This is a genomic window from Paenibacillus sp. FSL E2-0177 (assembly GCF_037992975.1).
GTDB lineage: Bacteria > Bacillota > Bacilli > Paenibacillales > Paenibacillaceae > Paenibacillus_AQ > Paenibacillus_AQ odorifer.
In genome coordinates this window covers 2,851,560-2,873,417 of record NZ_CP150307.1, presented here as the reverse complement: position 1 = coordinate 2,873,417, position 21,858 = coordinate 2,851,560, and the positions used below count along the sequence as shown (strand labels likewise).

Annotated in this window: 21 protein-coding genes and 1 pseudogene; 5 read left to right on the top strand and 17 right to left on the bottom strand. The window is 45.7% G+C overall.

Going from position 1 to position 21,858, the window contains the following annotated elements:
* Positions 1-60: 60 nt before the first annotated feature.
* A complete protein-coding gene (locus tag MHI25_RS12770; protein ID WP_280752780.1) occupies positions 61-1,950 on the top strand; it encodes an NFACT RNA binding domain-containing protein in 1,890 nt (629 codons plus the stop codon).
* An 87-nt stretch (positions 1,951-2,037) separates the two neighbouring features.
* Here MHI25_RS12770 and MHI25_RS12765 read toward each other — a convergent pair whose 3' ends face one another.
* The 10 genes and pseudogenes from MHI25_RS12765 to MHI25_RS12720 form a co-directional block, all read right to left on the bottom strand.
* A complete protein-coding gene (locus MHI25_RS12765) occupies positions 2,038-2,925 on the bottom strand; it encodes a PHP domain-containing protein (protein WP_339282144.1) in 888 nt (295 codons plus the stop codon).
* A 72-nt stretch (positions 2,926-2,997) separates the two neighbouring features.
* A pseudogene (locus MHI25_RS12760) lies at positions 2,998-3,450 on the bottom strand (GNAT family N-acetyltransferase); the annotation flags it as partial.
* Positions 3,451-3,473: 23 nt separating this feature from the next.
* Complete coding sequence (locus MHI25_RS12755; protein WP_076129135.1) at positions 3,474-4,373, bottom strand: selenium metabolism-associated LysR family transcriptional regulator; 900 nt, start codon at positions 4,371-4,373, stop codon at positions 3,474-3,476.
* A gap of 160 nt (positions 4,374-4,533) precedes the next feature.
* Positions 4,534-4,971 (bottom strand): hypothetical protein, encoded by a 438-nt coding sequence (locus tag MHI25_RS12750; RefSeq protein ID WP_076129159.1) that lies wholly within the window; start codon positions 4,969-4,971, stop codon positions 4,534-4,536.
* Between the two features lie 164 nt (positions 4,972-5,135).
* Entirely contained in the window at positions 5,136-5,399 is a 264-nt protein-coding gene (locus MHI25_RS12745) for a YlbG family protein (RefSeq protein ID WP_036686170.1), read from the bottom strand.
* A gap of 40 nt (positions 5,400-5,439) precedes the next feature.
* The gene (locus MHI25_RS12740) at positions 5,440-5,877 is read right to left on the bottom strand and encodes a YlbF family regulator (RefSeq protein ID WP_076308138.1); all 438 of its coding nucleotides are present in this window, start codon (positions 5,875-5,877) and stop codon (positions 5,440-5,442) included.
* A gap of 20 nt (positions 5,878-5,897) precedes the next feature.
* Positions 5,898-7,823, bottom strand: coding sequence for a helicase-associated domain-containing protein (locus MHI25_RS12735; protein ID WP_280752779.1), 1,926 nt, complete (start codon positions 7,821-7,823; stop codon positions 5,898-5,900).
* Positions 7,820-9,532: a DNA repair helicase XPB gene (locus MHI25_RS12730; RefSeq protein ID WP_280752778.1), complete on the bottom strand. Its 1,713-nt coding sequence runs from the start codon at positions 9,530-9,532 to the stop codon at positions 7,820-7,822. Before MHI25_RS12730 ends, MHI25_RS12735 begins: the two co-directional genes overlap by 4 nt.
* A 119-nt stretch (positions 9,533-9,651) precedes the next feature.
* Complete coding sequence (locus MHI25_RS12725) at positions 9,652-10,083, bottom strand: CBS domain-containing protein (protein ID WP_340395502.1); 432 nt, start codon at positions 10,081-10,083, stop codon at positions 9,652-9,654.
* A 63-nt stretch (positions 10,084-10,146) separates the two neighbouring features.
* A complete protein-coding gene (locus MHI25_RS12720) occupies positions 10,147-11,328 on the bottom strand; it encodes a M20 family metallopeptidase (protein ID WP_076099565.1) in 1,182 nt (393 codons plus the stop codon).
* Positions 11,329-11,567: 239 nt separating this feature from the next.
* Here MHI25_RS12720 and MHI25_RS12715 point away from each other — a divergent pair, with 239 nt between their 5' ends.
* Complete coding sequence (locus MHI25_RS12715; RefSeq protein WP_036686159.1) at positions 11,568-11,915, top strand: YugN family protein; 348 nt, start codon at positions 11,568-11,570, stop codon at positions 11,913-11,915.
* The gene (gene ftsW / locus MHI25_RS12710; RefSeq protein ID WP_081388260.1) at positions 11,912-13,153 is read left to right on the top strand and encodes a putative lipid II flippase FtsW; all 1,242 of its coding nucleotides are present in this window, start codon (positions 11,912-11,914) and stop codon (positions 13,151-13,153) included. The genes MHI25_RS12715 and ftsW overlap by 4 nt, the downstream gene beginning before the upstream one ends.
* 88 nt (positions 13,154-13,241) lie before the next feature.
* Here the strand turns inward: ftsW and MHI25_RS12705 are convergent, their stop codons facing one another.
* Positions 13,242-13,607, bottom strand: coding sequence for an Asp23/Gls24 family envelope stress response protein (locus tag MHI25_RS12705; RefSeq protein WP_019911482.1), 366 nt, complete (start codon positions 13,605-13,607; stop codon positions 13,242-13,244).
* Between the two features lie 154 nt (positions 13,608-13,761).
* On the opposite strand from MHI25_RS12705, the gene cax reads away from it, so the two are divergent.
* Positions 13,762-14,832 carry a calcium/proton exchanger gene (gene cax, locus MHI25_RS12700; protein WP_036686157.1) on the top strand — a complete coding sequence of 357 codons (1,071 nt, stop codon included), beginning with the start codon at positions 13,762-13,764 and terminating at the stop codon, positions 14,830-14,832.
* An 87-nt stretch (positions 14,833-14,919) separates the two neighbouring features.
* Here the strand turns inward: cax and MHI25_RS12695 are convergent, their stop codons facing one another.
* From MHI25_RS12695 to MHI25_RS12670, 6 genes are all read right to left on the bottom strand, one after another.
* Complete coding sequence (locus tag MHI25_RS12695) at positions 14,920-15,216, bottom strand: YlaN family protein (RefSeq protein WP_036686156.1); 297 nt, start codon at positions 15,214-15,216, stop codon at positions 14,920-14,922.
* Positions 15,217-15,418: 202 nt separating this feature from the next.
* A complete protein-coding gene (locus MHI25_RS12690) occupies positions 15,419-15,664 on the bottom strand; it encodes an HPr family phosphocarrier protein (RefSeq protein WP_036686154.1) in 246 nt (81 codons plus the stop codon).
* A 106-nt stretch (positions 15,665-15,770) separates the two neighbouring features.
* Entirely contained in the window at positions 15,771-16,886 is a 1,116-nt protein-coding gene (locus MHI25_RS12685) for an aminopeptidase (protein ID WP_036686152.1), read from the bottom strand.
* A 95-nt stretch (positions 16,887-16,981) separates the two neighbouring features.
* Positions 16,982-17,809, bottom strand: a complete 828-nt coding sequence (locus tag MHI25_RS12680) for a hypothetical protein (RefSeq protein WP_143762422.1) — start codon at positions 17,807-17,809, stop codon at positions 16,982-16,984.
* 104 nt (positions 17,810-17,913) lie between these two features.
* A complete protein-coding gene (locus MHI25_RS12675) occupies positions 17,914-18,066 on the bottom strand; it encodes a hypothetical protein (protein WP_280752774.1) in 153 nt (50 codons plus the stop codon).
* A 601-nt stretch (positions 18,067-18,667) separates the two neighbouring features.
* Complete coding sequence (locus tag MHI25_RS12670; RefSeq protein WP_076280827.1) at positions 18,668-20,671, bottom strand: sensor domain-containing diguanylate cyclase; 2,004 nt, start codon at positions 20,669-20,671, stop codon at positions 18,668-18,670.
* Positions 20,672-21,071: 400 nt separating this feature from the next.
* Between MHI25_RS12670 and rpsD the strand changes: the two genes are divergently transcribed.
* Entirely contained in the window at positions 21,072-21,671 is a 600-nt protein-coding gene (gene rpsD, locus MHI25_RS12665) for a 30S ribosomal protein S4 (protein WP_036686147.1), read from the top strand.
* Positions 21,672-21,858 lie beyond the last annotated feature (187 nt).

Below are 21,858 nucleotides of genomic sequence, written 5' to 3'. Positions count from 1 at the left end.
TGAAACTTTTACTTTCTTATATTTAAGAAATTCATTTCACGGCGACAGGAGAGCTTTATCATGGCATTAGACGGCATTGTTACCAAAGCTATCGTGCACGAATTGCAATCATTCATAGGTGCACGTATAGGAAAAATATATCAACCGAACAATCACGATTTAATTTTTAACCTGCGCGGCGCAGGTGGCGGCGGCAAGCTGCTGCTCTCTGCTAATCCTACGTATCCTCGGGTGCATTTTACCGAAAGAAACAGCATTAATCCTTCGGAAGCCCCCATGTTCTGCATGCTTATGCGGAAGCATTGTGAGGGAGGGACCATTGAAAGCATTACGCAGGTAGGCATGGAACGAATTATTCACATAAACGTCAAGACTAGAGATGAGCTTGGTGACGTATTTGCCAAAAAGATCATCATAGAGCTGATGGGTCGGCACAGTAACATCATTCTTACTGATCTCAGCTCTGGAACGATCATAGACGGCATTCATCATGTAACTCCATCGATTAGCAGCTATCGGATTGTGATGCCCGGCATCGCCTACACAGAGCCGCCTCAGCAGCATAAGCTGAACCCTTTGGAAATCGGCCAGGAGCAATTTCTGAATTTAATCTCGGCTGCTGAAGAAGCTGCGCTGATAGAGGATGTTGAGGAGGAAGCTGAGCCAGAAGAAATCATTGAGGGAGAGCTTGCTAATCTGATCACAAAAGAAGCAGTAGAGCAAAAACCTGACGGTTCTGGCGGTCCATCTCCCTCAGCTGACCCGGTGGGCTGGATGGTACATGCTTTCAGCGGAATGAGCCCGCTGATTGCTGGTGAAATTGCTCTTCGTCTGAGAAACACCTTGGATAAAGGCGAAGTTACAGAAACCGAAGCAGCGTTTCCAACAAAATTATGGGTTGCCTTCCATTCCGTAATGGGACCCGTATGCGATAACGAGTTTTCTCCTGTTGCAGGTGCAAACGCAAAAGGTAAAATGATTTTTTCTGCGATCCCCTTAACACTTCTGGGTGAGAGTGCGAAACATTACAACTCCATCAGTGAATGTATGGAGGATTATTACGGGGATAAAGCCGAGCGCGATACTGTAAAGCAACGGGTGAGTGATTTGATCCGTTTCCTCAGCAATGAACGGAGCAAAAACGTTAAAAAACTCGCTAATTTGCAGAAGGATCTCGACGAAGCTCAGGATGCTGATCGTTACCGCATTTGGGGTGAGTTGCTTTTCGCTTCATTACACGCGGTATCCAAAGGGGATAAAGAAGCCTCCTTGGTCAATTATTATGATGAAAATCAGGCGGAAATGGTGGTTCCGCTCGATCCGTTATTAAATCCTTCGGACAATGCACAACGTTATTTCAAAAAATACAACAAATATAAAAACAGCCTGCTTGTTATTAATGAACAGCTTTTGAAGACGCATGAGGAAATTTTGTATATGGAGAGTCTGCTGCAGCAACTTGCCCACGCTTCCCTCAACGACATTGAGGAGATCCGCGACGAACTTGTAAGCCAAGGTTATCTGCGTGACCGGAGCAAAAAGGGTAAAAAGAAGAAAAAGGCCACCAGACCCACATTACAGGTCTTCACCTCTTCGGAAGGAATCGATATTTATATCGGCAAAAACAATTTGCAGAACGAATACGTCACCAATCGGCTGGCTTCTCCGAATGATACTTGGCTGCATACCAAGGACATCCCCGGATCACACGTGGTCATCCGAAGTGAGCAATTTGGAGATGCAACGCTAGAAGAAGCCGCTCAGCTTGCCGCTTATTTCAGCCAAGCCAAACAGTCCAGCAGTGTGCCTGTGGACTGTACATTGATCCGCTATGTACGTAAGCCAAGCGGCTCCAAGCCGGGATTTGTAATCTATGATCATCAAAAGACACTGTTCGTCACACCTAATGAGGAAAGAATTAAGAGTCTTCCAAATACTTTGAGAAGCTAACTACTAGATATAAAGAAACCTCCAGCTGCAGATGTTGAACATCTAAGGCTGGAGGTTTTTATAATTTGCTCCGCAAATCGACTAATTTCATGCCTTCTTGTTTAAAAACTTCAGTACTTCTGTAGAAACCGTAACACTGCCGATATCCCCGTGAAAAATTACGCCTTGACGGGCACCATGAAAGTCAGAACCTCCGGTTATTAACAGATTATAATCCTCAGCCATAACTTGATAACGTTCTTCTTCCGCAGGTCCGTGATCAGAGTGATAGACCTCAATCCCTTTAAAAGCGCCTTGCTCCAGAATATCTCGCACCAGAAGGTCATCCCCGTACAAGCCCGGGTGGGCTAATACTGGAGACCCTCCTGCCTCAATGATCCACTCGCAAGCTTCCTCCGGTGTGATTCTGGGAGGAGACACATAGGCTGCTGCACCCTCGGCCAAATACTTGTTGAAGGCATCTCTCATATCGGTAGCTGCCCCAAGCCGAACCAGCTCGTCGGCAATATGTGGCCGGCCAATGCTTTCATCAGGCTTCAATTCCCGCCCGATCCCCGCTATAACCTGTTCCAAGGTAATCGCAATCCCAAGGTCTTGCAGCTTGGTGATTATCGCTTCATTCCTAAGTGCCCGGGTATCTCTTAGCCCTTCCAAACGTGAGAGAAATTGTTCATTCTCAGGATCAACAAAATAGCCCAGCACATGAATGTCTTTGCCACCAGCACGCGTACTGATCTCTACACCAGGCACAACGGTTATTCCGTACTTCTCTCCTGCTTCACAGGCTTCCTTCACGCCAGCTACTGTATCATGATCCGTAATGGCAACAGCGCTTAGCCCCTTCTCCTTAGCAAGCCGTACATTCTCCGCTGGCGGCTGCATGCCGTCAGAGGCTTGAGTATGGGTATGGAGGTCACATACATCCTTAGCAGATAGGTTACCTGCATTCTCCCACTCTTCCCGCAGAATCCCCATTTTTATGGCATCATAGTATTCTCCTCGCACGATTCGTGCTTTACGGACGCGAGCTTCCTCCACCATGCCACATTTCGCTGCCAACCCGATCATTCTTTTATTCCCTGACCAGGTGCCTATTCCAAGACGGACTGTATCAAGAGAATTAAATAAATAATCTATCCACATCTTAAACGCTTCCGTACCGTAACCACCTGACCAATAACTAGAATCAAAGATTACTATACCAATCTCCATCCAGTTGGTTTCTTGCGATATCCAGTAGCGCCCTACTTTCCCCTTTACCTTGCCGTCTATTTCTATGATCAACAGGTTACGCGGGGTTTCCGTCTCAACTAACGCCAAATGTCCTATGTAGTCCTCGGTAAACTTTTCGAATCTTTGATGTGCCAAAGATTTATAGGGACCATCCCATTTCAAGTGTTCACGGTCTTCAGCTTCATGATAGTGATAATAAAGCTTCTGAAAATCAGCCTCTGTAATATCGCGCAATACTAGCTTTTCTCCACGTAGAACAATTGACATTGTAATATCCCCCGCTTTAACTATCAGATTTGATTCGAATGCTCACGCAAATAAGTCAGGAAGGTTACTGCAGAAATTGGCAGCAGTGTTGATTTTAGATGAATGGCGTAGAATTGTCTTTTAAAAGAGGCATCGGAGATATTCACAATTTTCAACAGTCCCAGCGCAACTTCATGCTTGACCGAAGAGGTCGATATGATCGTTATGCCAAGACCTGCTTCCACCGCTGATTTCACAGCTCCCGTACTTCCAAGCTCCATCACGATCTTCATAGTTCCCGGATCAAGTCCCTTGGAGAACAGCTGCTCCTCCATCACACGCCGCGTTCCTGAGCCCTGCTCACGCAATACAAAAGGATGCTGAAGCACTTGCTCCAAGGTAACCTCTTGCTGCTCCGCAAGTGGATGATCATGTGGCACGATCAACTTCAGTTCATCCCCCATCACGGGCTCGATCTCCATGTCCGGATGTGTGACCGGGGCTTCAATTAAGCCAAAATTCAGTTGATGCTTGAGGATTTCCTCCATAATTTGCGAGGTGTTCATCACTTTCATCATAATTGAAATGTTAGGATATTGCTTTCCGAAAGGGCCTAACAGCCGTGGCAGCACGTATTCTCCTATCGTAAGACTCGCCCCAAGCTGCAGCCGCCCCTCCAGCATATGTGTGAATGCTGACATCGCTTGATCCGTCTCACGCATCAGCTGAATACTGCGCAGCGCGTATGGCATCAGGGTGTGCCCTGCTTCGGAGAGTACGATTTTTTTGGTGGAACGGTTAAACAATTTGGTGCCAAAATAATCCTCCAGTGCCTGTACCTGCATGGTCACAGCTGGTTGAGTCATATGTAAAGTCTGCGCCGCCGCCGAGAAGCTTCCCCGCTCGGAGACCGTATAAAAAATATGCAGCTGATGAAAGTTCATGCTTCGCAACTCCTTATATTACAAAAAGAACGTCCTTTAAAGACGACAATCGTTTCTCGTAGAAACTTAAGAATATTATAATCGTGCAGTATATAAATTCTTATATTTTTAAAAAGGACATGCAGACTCGCCGCATGCCTCTTGCCCGTTTCTTTATAGACTATTTGCGTCTTCGTTTCTTCTTCGACAGCTTTGTGCGGTGAGAATTACGCAGCAGTGAAAAATAGGTCTTTAAATCTCTCAACTGTGGCATCTCCGAGATTCTCCCAAGAAACGAAACGATGATCATAGAATATAATGGCTGGCCTGAGAGATCTCTCTCACCTGTCAATTCCGTAAACTCAGCGATTACTACAGAGTCATCGTCAATTAAATATGCGTTATAATCACTGCTTGAAAAGGGCTTGATCCGATTCTGCATTAGGCACTGCCACATCCATGCAGCGACCTCTTCGGCATTGCTTGCACCATTGCTGATGCGGTCCATATAACGGCTCTTCGCATGATTTGTTATAACGATATCAGCGACCCTGTAATCGTTCAGCATGATGTGGAAGGGCTCATAAGTGCTGGGCCAATCCGTCCCCTTGTTGCGCATCATCATCACACTCCACCATAAGGGTCTTAGTATGCACTTAATGTTGTCATCTTACCTCATTGCCGAAAGTTGTACAAGTTTCTACCGTCGAGAGTAATGGCGTTTTTTTGTAAATAAGCATAAAAAAAACAGGCGCTGTTTAAGCGCCTGTTTATCTCCTGGAATCACATACTGTAATTACGGGACTTGTCCGGTCCATTACTAGTATACTCTGTCTTAATTTCGTTACGATAAGATCTTTCAATCTTTCGTACATAGGAGAGTCTGCGGACATTCTTCATAACTTCCTCGGCCCGTTCTGCATTTACATACATAACTGCATAATGCATTTTCCGAGAAACATAATGTAATGTTCCGTATTTCTCAAGGTTACGTGCCGCTTTAACGTCACTTACCCAAATGATGTATCCTGTCCGTTCCGCAAACATAAGCTAAACCGCCTTTCTCTCTCTAAATCCTAAGGGAAGCTTATCCGCAGGAGCATTTTCCCCCGCTGCCGCATCCACCTTTAGGGGAAGGATCATTACTTGGTACTTTAATGCTATCGGATACTGAAAAAGCAATCGCTTCCGACATGGAATGCAGAATGTCGTCAAGGGTCTTCTCTGCCAGCTTGAAACGAACAACTTCTTCGAACCGCTCCAGTTCCGCTTCTACTGCCGAAACCTCATCCTTTGCTGAATGATAATTCGGGTGGAAATGTCCGAATCGCTGTGTTTCTTCAAACAACTCCTTCTTAGTCTGAAGTTGTTTGACCATGGCCTGAATTTCGGGGTTCGTATCAACCCGTCCTTTCCAGTATAAGTAATCCGACACCTCGGCGGATTGATTAATCATATCGCCTAATTCATAGGCGTATGTCAGCACTTCAGCCATATCGACCGTATTTATTTCAGCTACGCTCATGAACTCAGCTCTTTTCTTCGTTAATGATCTACCGATTCAGTAGACTTTTCTATCATACCATAATCACTCGCTTGAGCAGAAGAGGAATTTCTTCGTCCTTTGGGAATAACTAACTTCATTTCCTTCCAGTCTTCCGGAGTGAGCTCTATATCTTCAACCGTTTCACCATCATGATAGAGCAGCTGTCCGGAAACTCTCCATGGATTTCCGCTTATGCGGGAAGGGATAAAATCTAACGTCTGATCTTTTAGTGCAAAACGCACTTTGACTCCCCATCTTAACCCTTGCTCCATCACCTTTTGTGCAGTCGAGCTATGATAATGCCGCCATTCTTTGCTCCAGATCTGCGGTACATTTTCTCCACCGAAGAGAATCTCCTCCTCTTGTTCAGGAGCAATAACCGGCAGGTTAAGAAAAGGATTCCCTTTGGACAGCAATCCTAGTTCTACATTCAGCTCTGGAAGAACATACGTTGCCTCGGGGTTTCCTGTTTCATGAGGAAACCAACTCCACCCTACGTTTGGATCCTCCCCTTGTCCTCCAATGATTCTGGAAGGCGCTAGCCCCGCGGAGTACAGTTCTTTTCGTATCTGTTCCATATATTCCGGGTCCACTATGAAATGTAAAGGACCGATACGTTCAAGATTCTCCTGTAAACGCGGGTGAGCTGCGATAGCAGCTCCATCTGCTTCCGTCTGACAGGTCAAGAGAATTACTTGCGATAATGAGGTACGGCCAATACTTTTTACCCATTGCTCAAGGGACATTTGAACCATCGAAGGAAGCCCGCCCATTGCATGCTCACTTATCCAGGAGATGATGTCATTCGGTGACATTCCACGCTCAGCTGCAAGTTCCAACCTCTCTTTCGTCAGCCGGAAGCTCCATATCATATCACTTTGCTGGAGCTCAGCGCAGCCAGCCAGTGTCCATCGTACAGAATAGGGGACCTCCGGTGGAACCAGCACCTCGAAATCCGGCTGCACAATAAACTGTTCCTGTGTATCTCCAGACCCAACAGCAGCGAATGATCCCCTCTCAGCAGATAGCATTGGCTTAGCAGCGGTCCAGCGAAAACACAACATGCCCTCAGCGGTTTCTCCCAGTTCACACCAGCCAAAGCCTGTTAAACAACGTAACCAGTTCAAGCTTGACTTCTCAAGCTCATTACGGGCAACGTTACCTGTGAGATTAGAAGCCATCATCCAGTCTAATAGTGCGGGCAGCATTATCCATTTCCCGGGGATAAAATCTGCATTAGAAATTATATAACGAAAATGTTGATCGGCTGGCCCCACGCTTCCAGAGCGATTAATTACAATCCCATAAAGAATGTCACTCATCGTCGCTTCAGGAAGCTGCAGCCAACGATCCAACAGCTCCAGATCAAGCGTGTATCCGGTGTTCTGCCTGTGGATAAGTCCAAGACACAGCAGGATGTCTACCGTCACAATGACAGAAAGAGTTTTCTGTTCCTCTAATAGAGAACCTACGGAGAGCCCTTGCAAATGCTCCTCCCCAAAAGAGAGCTGCGCCGCTAAGCGGTTAAGATGCTTTTTATGAATAATCCCCTTGGCTGTCAGCGGCAACCCTTCCCAAGCGGTGAACAGCAAAGCCCGAAACAAATCTATCGCCAGTCCGGCTCCTGCTTCCATGGTAAGACTCACTAAATGCCCGGAAATGAATTGCGGCTGATATGGGAAAAATTCTTGTTCAATTGCCGGCAGCTGATCAACAGGAATCTGGTACAGCTTTTCGCCTAATATTTTATGCCTTGCAGTTAACAGCCCCTCGCGGCGCAATTCGTTCATTGCAAGCTTTTGCTCAGCACGACAAAGCGCCACAGGGCGCAATCGTTCTTCCTTCCCTTCCTCAAACGGCTGGGCAGCATAAGCTGCACATAATCGCTTTAAGACCTCTAATGCTTCTGTAGACAGCTGGTTCAATGGATGGTTCGCTCCTCTCCACTCGGCATCTTTTTAACGACATATTCATAGCCCTGCTCAGTCAAAAACATCCTGCGTCGCAAAGCGAAATCCTGTTCCCGGCTATCTTCAGATACCAGTGTATAGAAATAGGCTTTATTCTCCCCCGCTTTGGGGCGGAGAATTCGACCTAGTCGCTGAGCTTCCTCCTGCCGTGATCCATAAGCTCCTGAGACTTCAATAGCAATCGACGCGTCAGGTAAATTCACCGCGAAATTCGCTACTTTCGACACCACCAGTACCTGTATATCTCCCTCGTTAAAAGCCGCATATAGCTCGTCTCTTTCACGCTGCTTCGTTTTGCCGGTAATTAAAGGCGCCCCGATCCTGTCAGCCAGTTCACTTAACTGGTCGAGATATTGTCCAATAACCAGCACCGAAGAACCTGTATGGACCTTTAGAAGCTTGGCTACAATTTCAGCTTTGGCAGGATTGCAGGAAGCCATACGAAATTTTTCTTTTGCCGCCGCGTACATATATTCTTGTTTAAGCTCCGGATTCATCGGCACAATGATCTCTACACATTCCACTTCAGCGATCCAGCCCTGCTGCTCCAGCTCCTTCCAAGGCAAATCGTAGCGTTTCGGTCCGATTAAAGAGAACACATCCCCTTCCTTCCCGTCTTCTCTAACCAAAGTGGCTGTAAGCCCCAGTCGACGTGTAGCCTGAATGTCTGCTGTAGCCCGAAATACAGGCGCTGGAAGCAGGTGAACCTCATCATATATAATCAAGCCCCAATTGCGTTCGTTAAACAGCTTCATATGGAGAAACGGACCGTCTTTGGACGAACGATGCGTTAATATTTGATAGGTGGCAATGGTGACTGGCCGCACTTCTCTTTTTTCACCAGAATATTCCCCCACTGCCTCCCCAGCCAAATCTGTTCGCTCCAGCAGTTCATCCATCCATTGCCTTACGGACGTTGTATTTGAAGTTAAAATTAGGGTTTCACATTGGAGACTTTCAAGTACTGCTACTCCTACAATTGTCTTCCCTGCGCCACAAGGCAGCACCACCACACCGCTTCCCCCTTGTCCTTCTGTCCCTTGAAACAGCTGAACGGCCTCCTGCTGATATTCACGTAAGCCAAATGAATCGTTTGCCGAATCAGCCTTGCAGGTATCGAGATTCTCCTTCCAGGTCAAGCTAAGCGCTTGCCCTTCATGATATCCGGCGTAGTCGAGAACTGGATAACCCAATCTCATCAGCTCTTGTTTCAAAAGCCCTCTATTCTCCGCAGGGCACGAGCATTCCAGAGGATTTATTCTCAGTAGACCCAGCGATTTTAGACCTTGTTCGTCACTCAATTCATCCAAAAGCTCAGGAGCATCCGCTCTTAACATAACGACCTCATTCTGGGTCTCTTGGCCATGAAGAGTCAGCTTTCCATATCTGGACAAAAGAGTTTCGATTTCCTCCTCCAGTCCTGTGGGAACACCCCAGCGTGCAAGGTGATGCAGGCTAGTGATAATCTCCTCAGCAGTATAATTAAGCGCAGCTGCATTCCAAAGAGATAAAGGGGTAATTCGGTAGGTATGGTAAGCAGGAGGACTTTTTATCAGCTCCGCGAAGGTCCCTAGCTTTTTCCTTGCCACCTCAAAATCCGGATGAGCACATTCCAGTAAAATTGTCCGGTCCCTGCGTACGATGCAAGCTCCTGATCCATTCATAGCTTTTCCTCCCTAGAGTTCAAGTGATTTAAGCTTGCGCTATGTAATTTTGTTTATTTTCATATAACAGGAAAAAGCCCATCCCCGCATAACGGTCATGAGCTTCCCTATCTGACTATTTAATGTAAGTGCTGCTGCGAAATATCATGGAGGGCATCACCAGCTTCATCCGCAAAAATGTCGCGCACAGCCAGATCTCCAATCGACACTACGCCCACCAGCTTCTGGTCACGTGTCACCGCCAGCCTGCGAATTTGCCAGCCAGCCATTATCTCTGCAGCCTCATCTACTGAAGTATTCTCCGAGACGGTCTGAATCTCTTTACTCATTACAGTTTCCACTGAGGTTGAACCAGGATGTTTAGCCGCATAACCTCTAATCACGAGATCGCGGTCAGTAATTACGCCGAGCAGTGTCTTATGTTCTTCATTATCAACAACAGGTATAAATCCCGTGTCATAATCTCGCATTTTCACGGCAACTTCATACACATTATCTTGCAGCGTAACCGTTGCAGGCTCCTTCGTCATAACCTCTTTCACTGTCTTCAAGAATGAACCCTCCTAATCATGGTCTCCATGTTATGGGAATAGGTTCTCCTCTATGAAACGAAATTATACGATTGTGTTCTCACGCATACAGGAATTCGCCATAGCAATGAGCAGCTTCATTCCGTGCAGCATGGCATCTTCGTCAAAATCAAATTTGCTATGATGATGTGGATAGTCAGCCTCTTTATCCGGATTTCCGGCACCCACAAACATAAAGCAGCCTGGAATCTCCTTAACATAATAGGCAAAATCCTCAGCTGGCATCAGCTTTTCCATCCGAATCACTTCAACAGATTCTCCTAAAGCCGCTGGGGCCACCTCGAAAAACCGCTGCACTTCACCATCATGATTTACGAGGGGAGGATATCCCATAACGTAATCTATCTTAGCTTCTGCCCCGTAAGCGCTGGCAATAGAAACGGTCATTTCTTCGATTCGCTGGCGTATCAAATGCCGTGTCTCCTCGTCGAATGCCCGCACTGTCCCTGTGATCCGGCATTGCTCGGCAATGACATTCTGGGCGAATCCCCCTTGAATGGTTCCTACACTGAGTACAGCGGGCTCCAGCGGGTTCACAGAGCGGCTTACAATGCTTTGCAGCTGGGTCACCAGCGCCGCTCCCGCCACGATGCTATCAATGGTACGGTTCGGCATGCCGCCATGTCCGCCTTTGCCAATGATATCTATAAAAAACTCGTCCGCAGATGCCATCAACGGTCCCGGAGCACTCCCTACAGTTCCCATAGGCAATGGAGTCCACAGATGCAGACCATACACTGCATCCGCTCCTTCTAACATGCCTTCGGCAATCATTCCCTGCGCCCCTCCTGGGCATACTTCCTCTGCGGGCTGAAAAAGAAAACGCAGCTCCCCTTCCAGCTCTTCAAGCCGACTGCTGTAGTAAGAGGCTACACCGAGCAGTATAGAAGTGTGGCCATCATGTCCACAAGCATGCATTACCCCTTCATTTTGCGAAACGTAATCCTTCTTGTTCTCCTCTTTAATAGGTAGGGCATCCATGTCCGCACGAAGAACCACAGTTTTCCCCGGCCGCTTTCCCCGTAGTATGCCAAGCACACCATACCCTGTCCCGCTTTTTCTGACTTCAATTCCGAATTTGGCTAACTTATCTGCTATAAACGCTGACGTTTCCTTTTCATGAAAAGACAACTCCGGATGACGATGCAAATGGCGTCTCCATTCCACGATCTCCGGCATGAGCGAATCAACCGCTAAGCTCTTCATAAGTTCTCCATCCCCTTCTCGATAAACCCGCATCCATAGCAAGCGATAGCAGTCCTGTTCACTTTGTTCCAGCCGCGAACGACTATAATTCTTTTATTGTAGCAGAAACGCAAAAAACTGGGTATTGTTAGGCACTGCCTACTCTTGCACAACCTTTAGAAACATACTATCATGAGGTAGAACATCAGCAATCGGATCAGAAATTCATCATTATACTTCATAAGGGGGATATGCGTGCTATGATTTTTGAGAACACGGGCCTCGTAGGATTGAAGAGTGATCTTCTCTATCTGGACGAGAGTGCCACAAAAGCTGGCTTCATCCGCTGGCAATGGGAATACTATCGTGCCACTTACGACTGCAAAATTGAAGACCCACAGGATGGTGGCGAATACTTCCTACGCATTAACACTCGCGCTGTCGAGGGAAAGCTAGAGAAGTCTGATGCCGTACTTGCAATTGAAGCCGTATACTTAGGAAAAGCAACCTTCCCTCATGGCCTGGAATATGAATCTCCGGTGCCAAAACCAGTATTGGACACTGCTGCTAAGCGGATTCTTGAATTAAAGCAGCTGTTAGAGGCTTGAGTAACAGAAAGGGAACGACGAAACAAAATGTCAGCCTGCCCAAAAGAGGAACACCCGATTTCCAACTACTTATCTTAACACTACTACTTGTGGGTTTCGGTCTAGTCATGGTCTTCAGTGCTAGCTCAAGCTTAACCTTAGCAAGCTCGAAGTTCGGTAATGACCCTCTATATTTCATTAAACGCCAAGTGATCTGGATCGTACTCGGAACCGTTGTTATGTTTATAGCTATGAACATTCACTACAGTAAGTTTAAGAAGTGGTATGTACCTATTTTTATCATCACCGTTATACTTCTGCTCGTGGTAGCCTTCTCTGAAAAAATTAATGGTGCCAAGAGCTGGCTTAGTATCGGAAAACTTGGAATTCAACCCACCGAATTAGCCAAAATATCGATTATCCTGTATATCTCAGCACTCATCACCAAAAAAGGTGAACGGTTTAGAGATTTCCGTACAGGATATATCCCTGTAATGGTCATCGTGGGTATTGTTGCCGGACTTATAATGATGCAGCCGGATTTAGGTTCTTGCCTCATTCTCGTAGCTACCAGCGGACTTGTTATTTATGCCGGTGGTGCCAGCATGAAGCATATTCTGGGCTCTATAGCACTGCTAGTGCTGGGTGTAGGACTAGTTGTAGGCGCCAAAGCAGCGATTGATTCCTTATCTCCATCCGATAAAGCCACTGACACTCAGGATTATAGAAAAGGTCGTATCGTTGCCTTTTTAGATCCTTATCAGGTTGCTGAGGGTGATGGTTATAACATTATTCAATCCTTAACCGCTCTTGGCCAAGGTGGAGTAAGTGGTTCCGGCTTCGGCAAAAGCATTCAAAAGCTGGACTATCTAAAATACCCTTATACGGACTTTATCTTCCCCGTAATTGGTGAAGAGTTCGGCTTTCTTGGGACCTCCATATTTTTGATGTTATATCTGTATTTTATCTGGCGAGGTATTCTAATCGCTTTAAGGTGTAAGGATCCCTTTGGTACGCTCGTCGGAATTGGGATTATGGGCCTCATAGCCATTCAGGCCTTTGTCAATATCGGCGGTGTAACCAATACAATCCCTCTTACCGGCGTTACCTTGCCGTTTATCAGCTACGGGGGCTCTTCACTCCTTGTCAGCATGCTGTGCATGGGAATTATGCTAAGCATCTCAAGAGAAACCAACCTTCCTGCCAAAGAGGAAGTAACGAAATCTGTAACAACGGTTAGACAGGTTCGTTCCCGGTAAGCTTTATAAAGCCGGAGGTTAGGGAATTTACACATAAAAAAGCAGCCCAGGGAATTAACCTTGGACTGCTTTTTTGTGTACAAGTTTTTTAAGAGATTTCATCATTCTTGAAAGCTACGCCTTCAACTTTGACATTTACCTCAACAATATGAAGTCCAGTCATGCTCTCCACAGCTTCACGTACGTTCTGCTGAAGCATCCGGCACACTTCGTGGATCGGTGTTTCATAGAGAACGATAATTCGTAGATCTACTGCTGCTTCCAGCTGTCCTACTTCAACGGTAACGCCCTTCTGAACGTTCTTACCGCTTAGACGTTTCGCCCAGCCTTCTGACAGGCCACCAGACATGGCTGCAATTCCCGGAGTCTCCAAGGCAGCCAAACCGGCAATTTTTGAGACGACGTCATTTGAAATTCGTATATTTCCCATTTCCAGTTGAAGTTGTTCTGCCATGCCATATCCCCCCTACACTCATTATCAATTATTGTAATTCCAAAACAGGCTAAAAAGCAAATCACTTTATCGCTTTCTCGTTTACACCTAGGAACAATTTGGGTATATTGATTATGAATTCAATCTAAATACATAGATAGGAGTGTCCTTTACATTGAAAAAATGGATTTCACCATCACTGATGGGTATCGCCTTTATCCTTAGTGCAATCGGCCATTATGCCGATTGGGATCATACCCTGCAGTTCATTCTCTCAGCAATCGCTGTGGTGTTTGTGGCTGGTTTTCTCGGCCGGGCCACTGAAAGTGTAGCTCATTATGCCGGACAACGACTGGGCGGCTTCCTAAACGCCACCTTCGGCAATGCTGCTGAGCTAATCATTGCCTTCTTCCTGGTTAAGGAAGGATTGTTCGACATGGTCAAAGCCAGTCTTACCGGTTCTATTATCGGCAACCTGTTGCTTGTTCTAGGATTGAGTATTTTCGCCGGCGGGATGAAGTTCAAAGTTCAGAACTTCAACGTAACCCTTGCCGGAATGAATGGCTCCCTGATGATCGTTGCCGTCATTGCCTTATTTGTTCCCGCTATGTTCTTTACCACCCACTCTATTACGGAGAAGGATACCGATGTGCTCAGTTTAATCGTTGCCGGGCTGCTCATCGCTTCGTACATAGCTTGGCTAATCTTCTCCATGATCACGCATAAGAAACATCTAGAGGACGTTACAGAAGAGGGTAAAGAAGAATTAGCTCATGAACATGCCCCTGCTTGGTCCAAAAACAAATCCATCCTTTATCTCGTGCTTGCCACTGTAATGGTAGCCTTCGTGAGTGAGTGGCTGGTAGGAACGTTAGAGACTTTGACAGAACGTTTCGGATTCAGCGAGCTGTTTGTAGGTGCGTTCCTCGTAGCTATCATCGGTAATGCCGCAGAGCATAGTGCAGCCATTATGCTGGCCATGAAGAACAAAATCGGCGCGGCAGTAGAAATTGCGGTTGGAAGCAGTCTGCAAATCGCCCTGTTCGTAGCACCTGTCCTAATCTTCGCCAGTTATTTCATGGGTGATACAATGGACATAGTTTTCACGACCATCGAAATTGTCGCCATCGGTGTAGCTGTCTTTATTGCCAAATCAATTACTCAGGACGGCTCGACTAACTGGTATGAGGGTCTCTTGTTATTAACGGTCTACCTGATTTTAGGAGTCTCCTTCTATCTCGTATAATCATTATTAACCATTGTACACAACAAAAAGCGCACATGAGCGATTCGTCCTCATGTGCGCTTCTATAAATACTTAAGAAACCGATATTTATTCTTCCTTCGCTTTGTTGTTCAAAGCCTCGTAGAGTACTGCTAAGTTACGCTCCAGCTTACTTAGTACCATCTTACCAGTAATCTCTGGGACCAAACCTGCTCTAACCGCAAAATCCACTTCTCTGGAGAAACCGTACATCTGGGTATCCAGCACTTCCTCATAGAGAGGGCAGTAGCGTGTTGCCAGATTCTCCATCTGCACTTCTATAAGTTGCTGAATTTTATCGGCATCTTCTTGTAGAAGATTGATTGCTTTAAGATTATACTGTTCCTGTAATTCCGATGAAGTCATGCCTCTATCCCCCCCATGTCCAAAAGTTAAGCTGCTTTTACTATTTTACTTAATATTAGACGAAATCCGGTATCAATACAACAATTCAGTTTATACTAACCATATATTTAAAAGAACCTGCTGCGTTATCCTATCAAGTTTCGTATCTACTTCTAGAAAAAACGCCCCACCGAAAACCGGTAGGACGTTTTTAGCACGACTATTACTCAGCAACAACTGTGAATTTCAAACCGTGTTTTGCAAACACTTCAGTCATTGCCTTCTTAGCTTCTTCAGCATCTGCCCCATGAACATGAAGCTCATAGCTTTGGCTGGATACCAAAGTAGTGAACAAACCAAGGATACTTTTAACATCAATGTACTTGTTGTCCGCTTGAAGAACGATTGAAGAGTTGAACTGGCCTGCCGTTTGGGCAATATCGACAATTGCCGCATTGTTACTGGACATAGAAATCCCTCCGCAACTTGATTATAAAACTTTAGTCTTTTGTTATCATTTCTTATGATACATTGAATCCGCTTACTTGTGCAAGGAGTTTTCTTGTTATTACATTTTATTTCAAGTTTTCAGGATTCAGACCTTCGAGTTCCGGCAACACAAAAATTCCATCCTTACGGATCAATACATCGTCAAAATAAATTTCACCGCCGCCATAATCGGGACGTTGGATCAACACAAGATCCCAGTGAATGGAGGAGCGGTTACCGTTATCTGTAACATCATATGCTTGTCCTGGCGTAAAGTGCAGGCTGCCTGCGATTTTTTCGTCAAAAAGAATATCATTCATCGGATGAAGAATGTAAGGGTTAAAACCAATAGCGAATTCGCCAATATGACGCGCGCCGTCATCTGAATTCAAAATTTCGTTCAAACGGGCGGAGTCATTGCTGGTGGCTTCAACAATTTTTCCGTTCTCGAATTTGAATTTGATATTTTCAAAGGTCACTCCATTATATACTGACGGTGCATTATAGCTGATCGTTCCATTTACAGAATCGCGAACTGGGGCGCTGTAAACCTCGCCATCCGGAATATTTTTTTGCCCGGAGCATTTCTCTGCACCGATTCCTTTAATCGAGAACTTAAGATCTGTTCCAGCACTCAAAATATGTACCTTATCCGTTCTGCGCATGAGATCAGCTAAAGCATCCTGAGCCTTGTCCATCTTGGCGTAATCCAAATTACACACTTCGAAATAAAAGTCCTCAAACGCTTCAGTGCTAATATTCGCAAGCTGAGCCATGCTCGCATTCGGATAACGCAGTACTACCCACTTCGTATGCTTCACACGTTGTTCGCTATGCACTGGATGAGAGTACAACGAGTTATACAATTTCATATTTTCTTCAGGAACATCGGACAGATCGTTCACATTCTCACCTGCACGAATCCCGATATAACAATCCATTTGCTTCATCCGGTTCAAGTCAATTTCAGCCCATGTCTGAAGACTCTCACGAGTTGCGTATTTAAGCATGCTGCGCAGGACTGTACGATCTGTTAATTGTACAAAAGCATGACCGCCGGCCTTGCCGATTTCCTCTACAACAGCTTTGATTAAATCTCTTTCGTTGCCAATCATTTCGACGAGCACGTTCTCGCCTGGCTGGACATTTACGGAATAACCGACTAGGTTAGCTGCCAGCTTTTGAATTCTGGGATCTTTCATTGTGTATTCTTCCTTCCTCTGTCTAAAAAATAAGCAAGCTTTTCTATTGTAGCACGCCCTGTATGGAGCGCAAGACCTGTGGGATAATGTGAAAATCAACGAAAGCCTGAAAAATTCACCTGTGATACATAAGTTTCATTATCAGATTCATTCCCCGCTTCCGAATAGGTAACCTTACGATTTAAGGTGAGCTTTCTCGGCAGATTATGTTTTGTATCAACGGTTAAATGGTAGACAGTCTCAACATTAGCTTGTTTCAGCTTTTGCTGTAATTCATTATTTTTCTTCTCCCATAGCTCCACTAAAGCTTGCGTAACCGCCTGATCGTTCTTTGTTATTTTTCCAGCAGAATCTGGTGTTTCAGGTCGAAGGTCTTGCATCTCTTTTTCCAATTCAGCAGTCAGCTGCTTTCTGGCCTCAGCAGGCGTCAGCTCGATCCGTAGCACATTTGTCCCTCTGCCTGCACCCGCATCTTCAGTCACATTAGCCTCCATGGATTGCAGCTCCTCCAGCTGTTTCAACGGATTAAGCAAAGCAAGCGGATTTCCGTCCTCAGAGGAACCTTCAGTAGTCAACGCTACCCATTCCCCCTCTTTTTTCTCTAGCTGACTATGGAAAGCTTTCATAGAAGTGATGCTGCTTTTTAAATCTTTAGCGCTATTTGCTGATTTTTTTGTGGATGAGGATTTATCAGGAAGCAGTGTATACAGATTGACCTTCTTATGGTCCTGTACTGTGCCTTCGTAAAATATCATGGATTCCGGAACGGTCTTTCCACCCTTTGTAAGCATGGTTGACCCTTTAAAAGTAACCCCATCGCTGCCCGTTATACCCGCTAACACCAAACTTAGATCTTCCTTGGCTGGTTTGTCTCTAATAACACTGCAACCGCTGTTGAACACGCAGGACAAGGTAAAAATCATAAGAACTAACCCCTTCAGTAATAATGACTTTCTCACGGTCATCAGGCCTTTCTTGGAGTATTTTACTTTACAGCCCACTATAGGGTTCTCCCTTCCTGCGCGCCTTATACAGATGCAAATACGTTGCTGTAATCGGTTTCCATACATTGCTCTAACTTATGCGCGTTCGTCGCTTGCTTCTGAATGTCAATACATACCACCTTCAGACTCACGAAGTTACCGCTGCCAGTCGCCGCACCGTTGTCTCTATCGGACAAAGCTGACCTTAATTACAGTATTTTGCGATATTTCCCATACCAACGGACACCAGCGCAGCTATTGACCCGAAATGCGCCCGATATGCCCCTCTTACTAAACAATAGCGTCTCTGGTGTCCGAAAACATGCCCCAAAGGCAAAATACACGCCAATAGCGTCATCTGAGTCCGAAGGCCTCGCAGCATGATGAATACACCAGTCGAAGCAGCGAGCCAACTAACAAAACAATGACCAGCAACTCCTTATTACGGGAGAACCGCTGTTCAAATGCTAATGCGCGAATATGACCGTTGCAGTCGCCACGCCGTTATCTCTATCGGACACAGCTGACCCTTAACGCAGCATTTCCCGATATTTCCCATACCAACGGACTCCAGCGCAGCTATTGACCTTAAAAACGCACAAAATGAGTCTTTTTCCAAGCAATAGCGTCTCTGGAGTCCGAAAACATGCCCCAAAGGCAAAATACATGCCAATAACGTCAGCTGAGTCCGCAAGCCTCGCAGCATGATGGATACACAGTCGAAGCAACCAGCCATCTGCCAAAACTAAAAGCAGCGACTCTCCAATAACGGGAGAACCGCTGCTCTGCTATCTTTTTTTACTTATGAGGCAATCCCTTCACACCGCCGCCATTCTCTTTAGTGTCAACGATCACCTGGTTACGCCCATTGTTCTTAGCTTTATACAGTGCCATATCTGCTCGATAGAACAGGGATTCGACGCTTACACGTTCGTCCATCCAGCTCCATTCTGCTATACCGCAGGACACTGTTACATTAGGTTCGGTCTCATTCATCACTCGCTTACGAATACGTTCAGCCACATTTACTGCCTGTTCTACTCCCATTAATGGTAAATAGACCGACAGTTCTTCTCCACCCCACCTCGCAGCAATATCCCCTTGACGGATGGAGGACTTCACAATTTCACTGACCTCTTTTAAGATCTTGTCGCCCTTTTGATGACCATAGGTATCATTCACCATCTTGAACTGATCGATATCCACAACAATTAAGCAACCGCAAAAATCTGTAGACTGCCGTTCCTTTATTTCTTCGTCCAGATAATGACGAGCATAAAGTCCAGTTAGGCTATCTCTGTTCGCTAGACGTCTAACTTCGGCATGCAGCCTTGCATTCCCTACAGCTAGTCCAATATGCCCCGCCATCGCCTGAAGCAATCTGTAATTGTCATAAGAGAAATAATGGGCATCGCGATGCGCCAACATGATGGCACCACGCACTTCACCACCTACACTTAAAGGTGTGGCAATCAGCGACTGCGACCCGGTAGCATTCATTAAACGAGAAGTAGTATTAGGATTATCTATGTAGTTAGACATGATTAATGATTCCCCAGTAGTATAGACCTTCCCGCCTAAACCTTGTCCTACTTCTAAAATTTCATTTTGCAAGGAGGAATGATTGCAAGCAATAACCTCTAGCCCGCCCTTTTCTTCGTTCATATGTAAAATACAGCAGTAGTCAGCGCCAAACATCTCAAGCAGCTCTTCAAACGCAAATTGAAAAATATCCCCTAAACGCAAGCTCTGATTCAGCCGTTGTGTAAGTTCGTTACTCATACGCAGCTCACGAATGAGCTGATTGGAGCGTTCATACAGCTTGGCATTCTCAAAAGCAGTACCTGCGGTATCCGCCACCATCGAGAGAAACCGTAAATCTACATCCATAAAGATCGAGTTATCCATCACCATGTGGAATACGCCATAAACCCCTTGCTTCCCGCCTAGCGGAAGACCAATCTCTACAATGTGTTGATCTTCAGTGTTGGTGTTCAGAGCAACACGGCCGTCTTTAAATGCTCTAGCGCAGACATCATCACTGGACATCTGAAACGGTAAAGGTTTGACCTGCGGATGAGTGCTGCGGTGATCTTGCGACATAAACAGCTCAAGCCTAGCACCAGGGTACATTGCAGAAATGCTATCTATAACCTCCGTAAGCACAGCGTTCACATCAATATTGTCATGCATCCGCTGAACGATCTGAAATAACAAGGAGCGGCGATTGCTCTCACGTTCAGCATGTTGATGAACACTCGCAAGATCAGTTACAAAAATATGTTCAAACTTATGATAGAATATGGTCCGGTACTGCAAAGATATAGCCTCAGCAGTATCTCGTCCACCCATTAAATATTGTTGTGTCGGCATAGCACAGCCCAGGAAGGCAAAAATTTCTTTGTCAACGCGAGTGATGAGCGGTATAGTAAAAAAGCTCATATCCTGACCCTGCACCGTAAGTTGAACAGATGAGGTTGCGCCAGAAAGTAAACTAGCTGCAGCCGCTTGCTCCCATTGGTGCCTCCATCGTTCTTGCTGATCGGCAATATTAGCAAAATATCTGCCTTCAAAATTCAGCACACACCAATCCCATGATTTAGCGAATGGTAGAGCCTCTAGCCCATCGATCCATTCCTCGAAGCTGTCTGCAATCAGATTGGCCAAATATGGGAAGTCATGGGACACTATTTCCGTTTCCCTAAGCCAGGCGGTGGGATCTTCGGAATCTCTACTAGTGTGCAATTTGTCCTGTATCAGCATACGACTGTCTTGAGAAGCGTATGCTTTCTGTTCTGACATAACGAAGATCCCCTTTGCTTCTCATTTAAGAAAAAAAACCTTCCCAATTAACATCTAATTAACTATATTTTACTCCCTTTCTTTGTGTATTGCATTATATTTTCCTTATTTCCGGGATTTTTTTTAGGACCAAAGAACTAACGACAAAGAATGACAAAAACTCTTTTAATATGCGCTTGACTTTATATGCTACTTTCATATAATATTTATTGTTGAACAAGACTGTAACAAGTCTTACTTGGGCGTAACGTTGTGTCACCCTCACGCATTTCGTTACTGCCAGGGCAGCGGCTGAACTTCCCTGGTAGTGTGGAAGCCATTAATGCTAATCACGGATACGAAATGCGGCGCAAATAGAGCCCTAACCTGAAATTTCAAATATAAAGGAGTCTACTATAACATGGCACGTTACACCGGACCTAAATTCAAACTCAGCCGCCGTCTGGGCATTTCCCTTAGCGGTACAGGCAAAGACCTGAAACGCCCTTTCCCACCAGGACAACACGGCGCTAACCAACGCAGAAAAGTAAGTAACTACGGAATGCAGCTTTTGGAAAAACAAAAACTGCGTCACATGTACGGCTTGGGAGAGAAACAATTCCGTACTCTCTTCGCTAAAGCACAAAAACTTCCAGGTCTTGCGGGCGAAAACTTCATGTTCTTGCTTGAAAGCCGCTTGGACAACCTAGTTTACCGTCTTGGATTTGCTAACTCCCGTGCTGGAGCACGTCAGTTGGTATCCCACGGACACGTAACTGTAAACGGCAAAAAAGTCGACATCGCTTCTTACCGTGTAAGCTTGGGCGACGTTATCGGTCTTCGCGAGAAGAGCCAAGGCATGGCTTCCATTAAAGAAGCTCTTGCTAACCGTAACCACCTTCCAGCTTACCTGGAATATGCTGAAGGATCTTTCGAAGGTAAATATATTCGTTTGCCAGAACGTTCCGAGCTTTCCCAGGATATCGATGAGAAACAAATCGTCGAGTTCTACAACCGTTAATATCTCGCTTTTAGCGGGTATGACCGAAGCCTCCGGATTAATCCGGGGGCTTTTTGTTATGTCAATATCCTAAATTCCATGCCGTTGGTAAAAGGTTTCGCTTCCGCAAATCATACCCTAAATTACTTTATTTATAATTTTTGCACAAAAGTCGAATCTTAAGACCATGAGAATCAGGTAGAAGCGC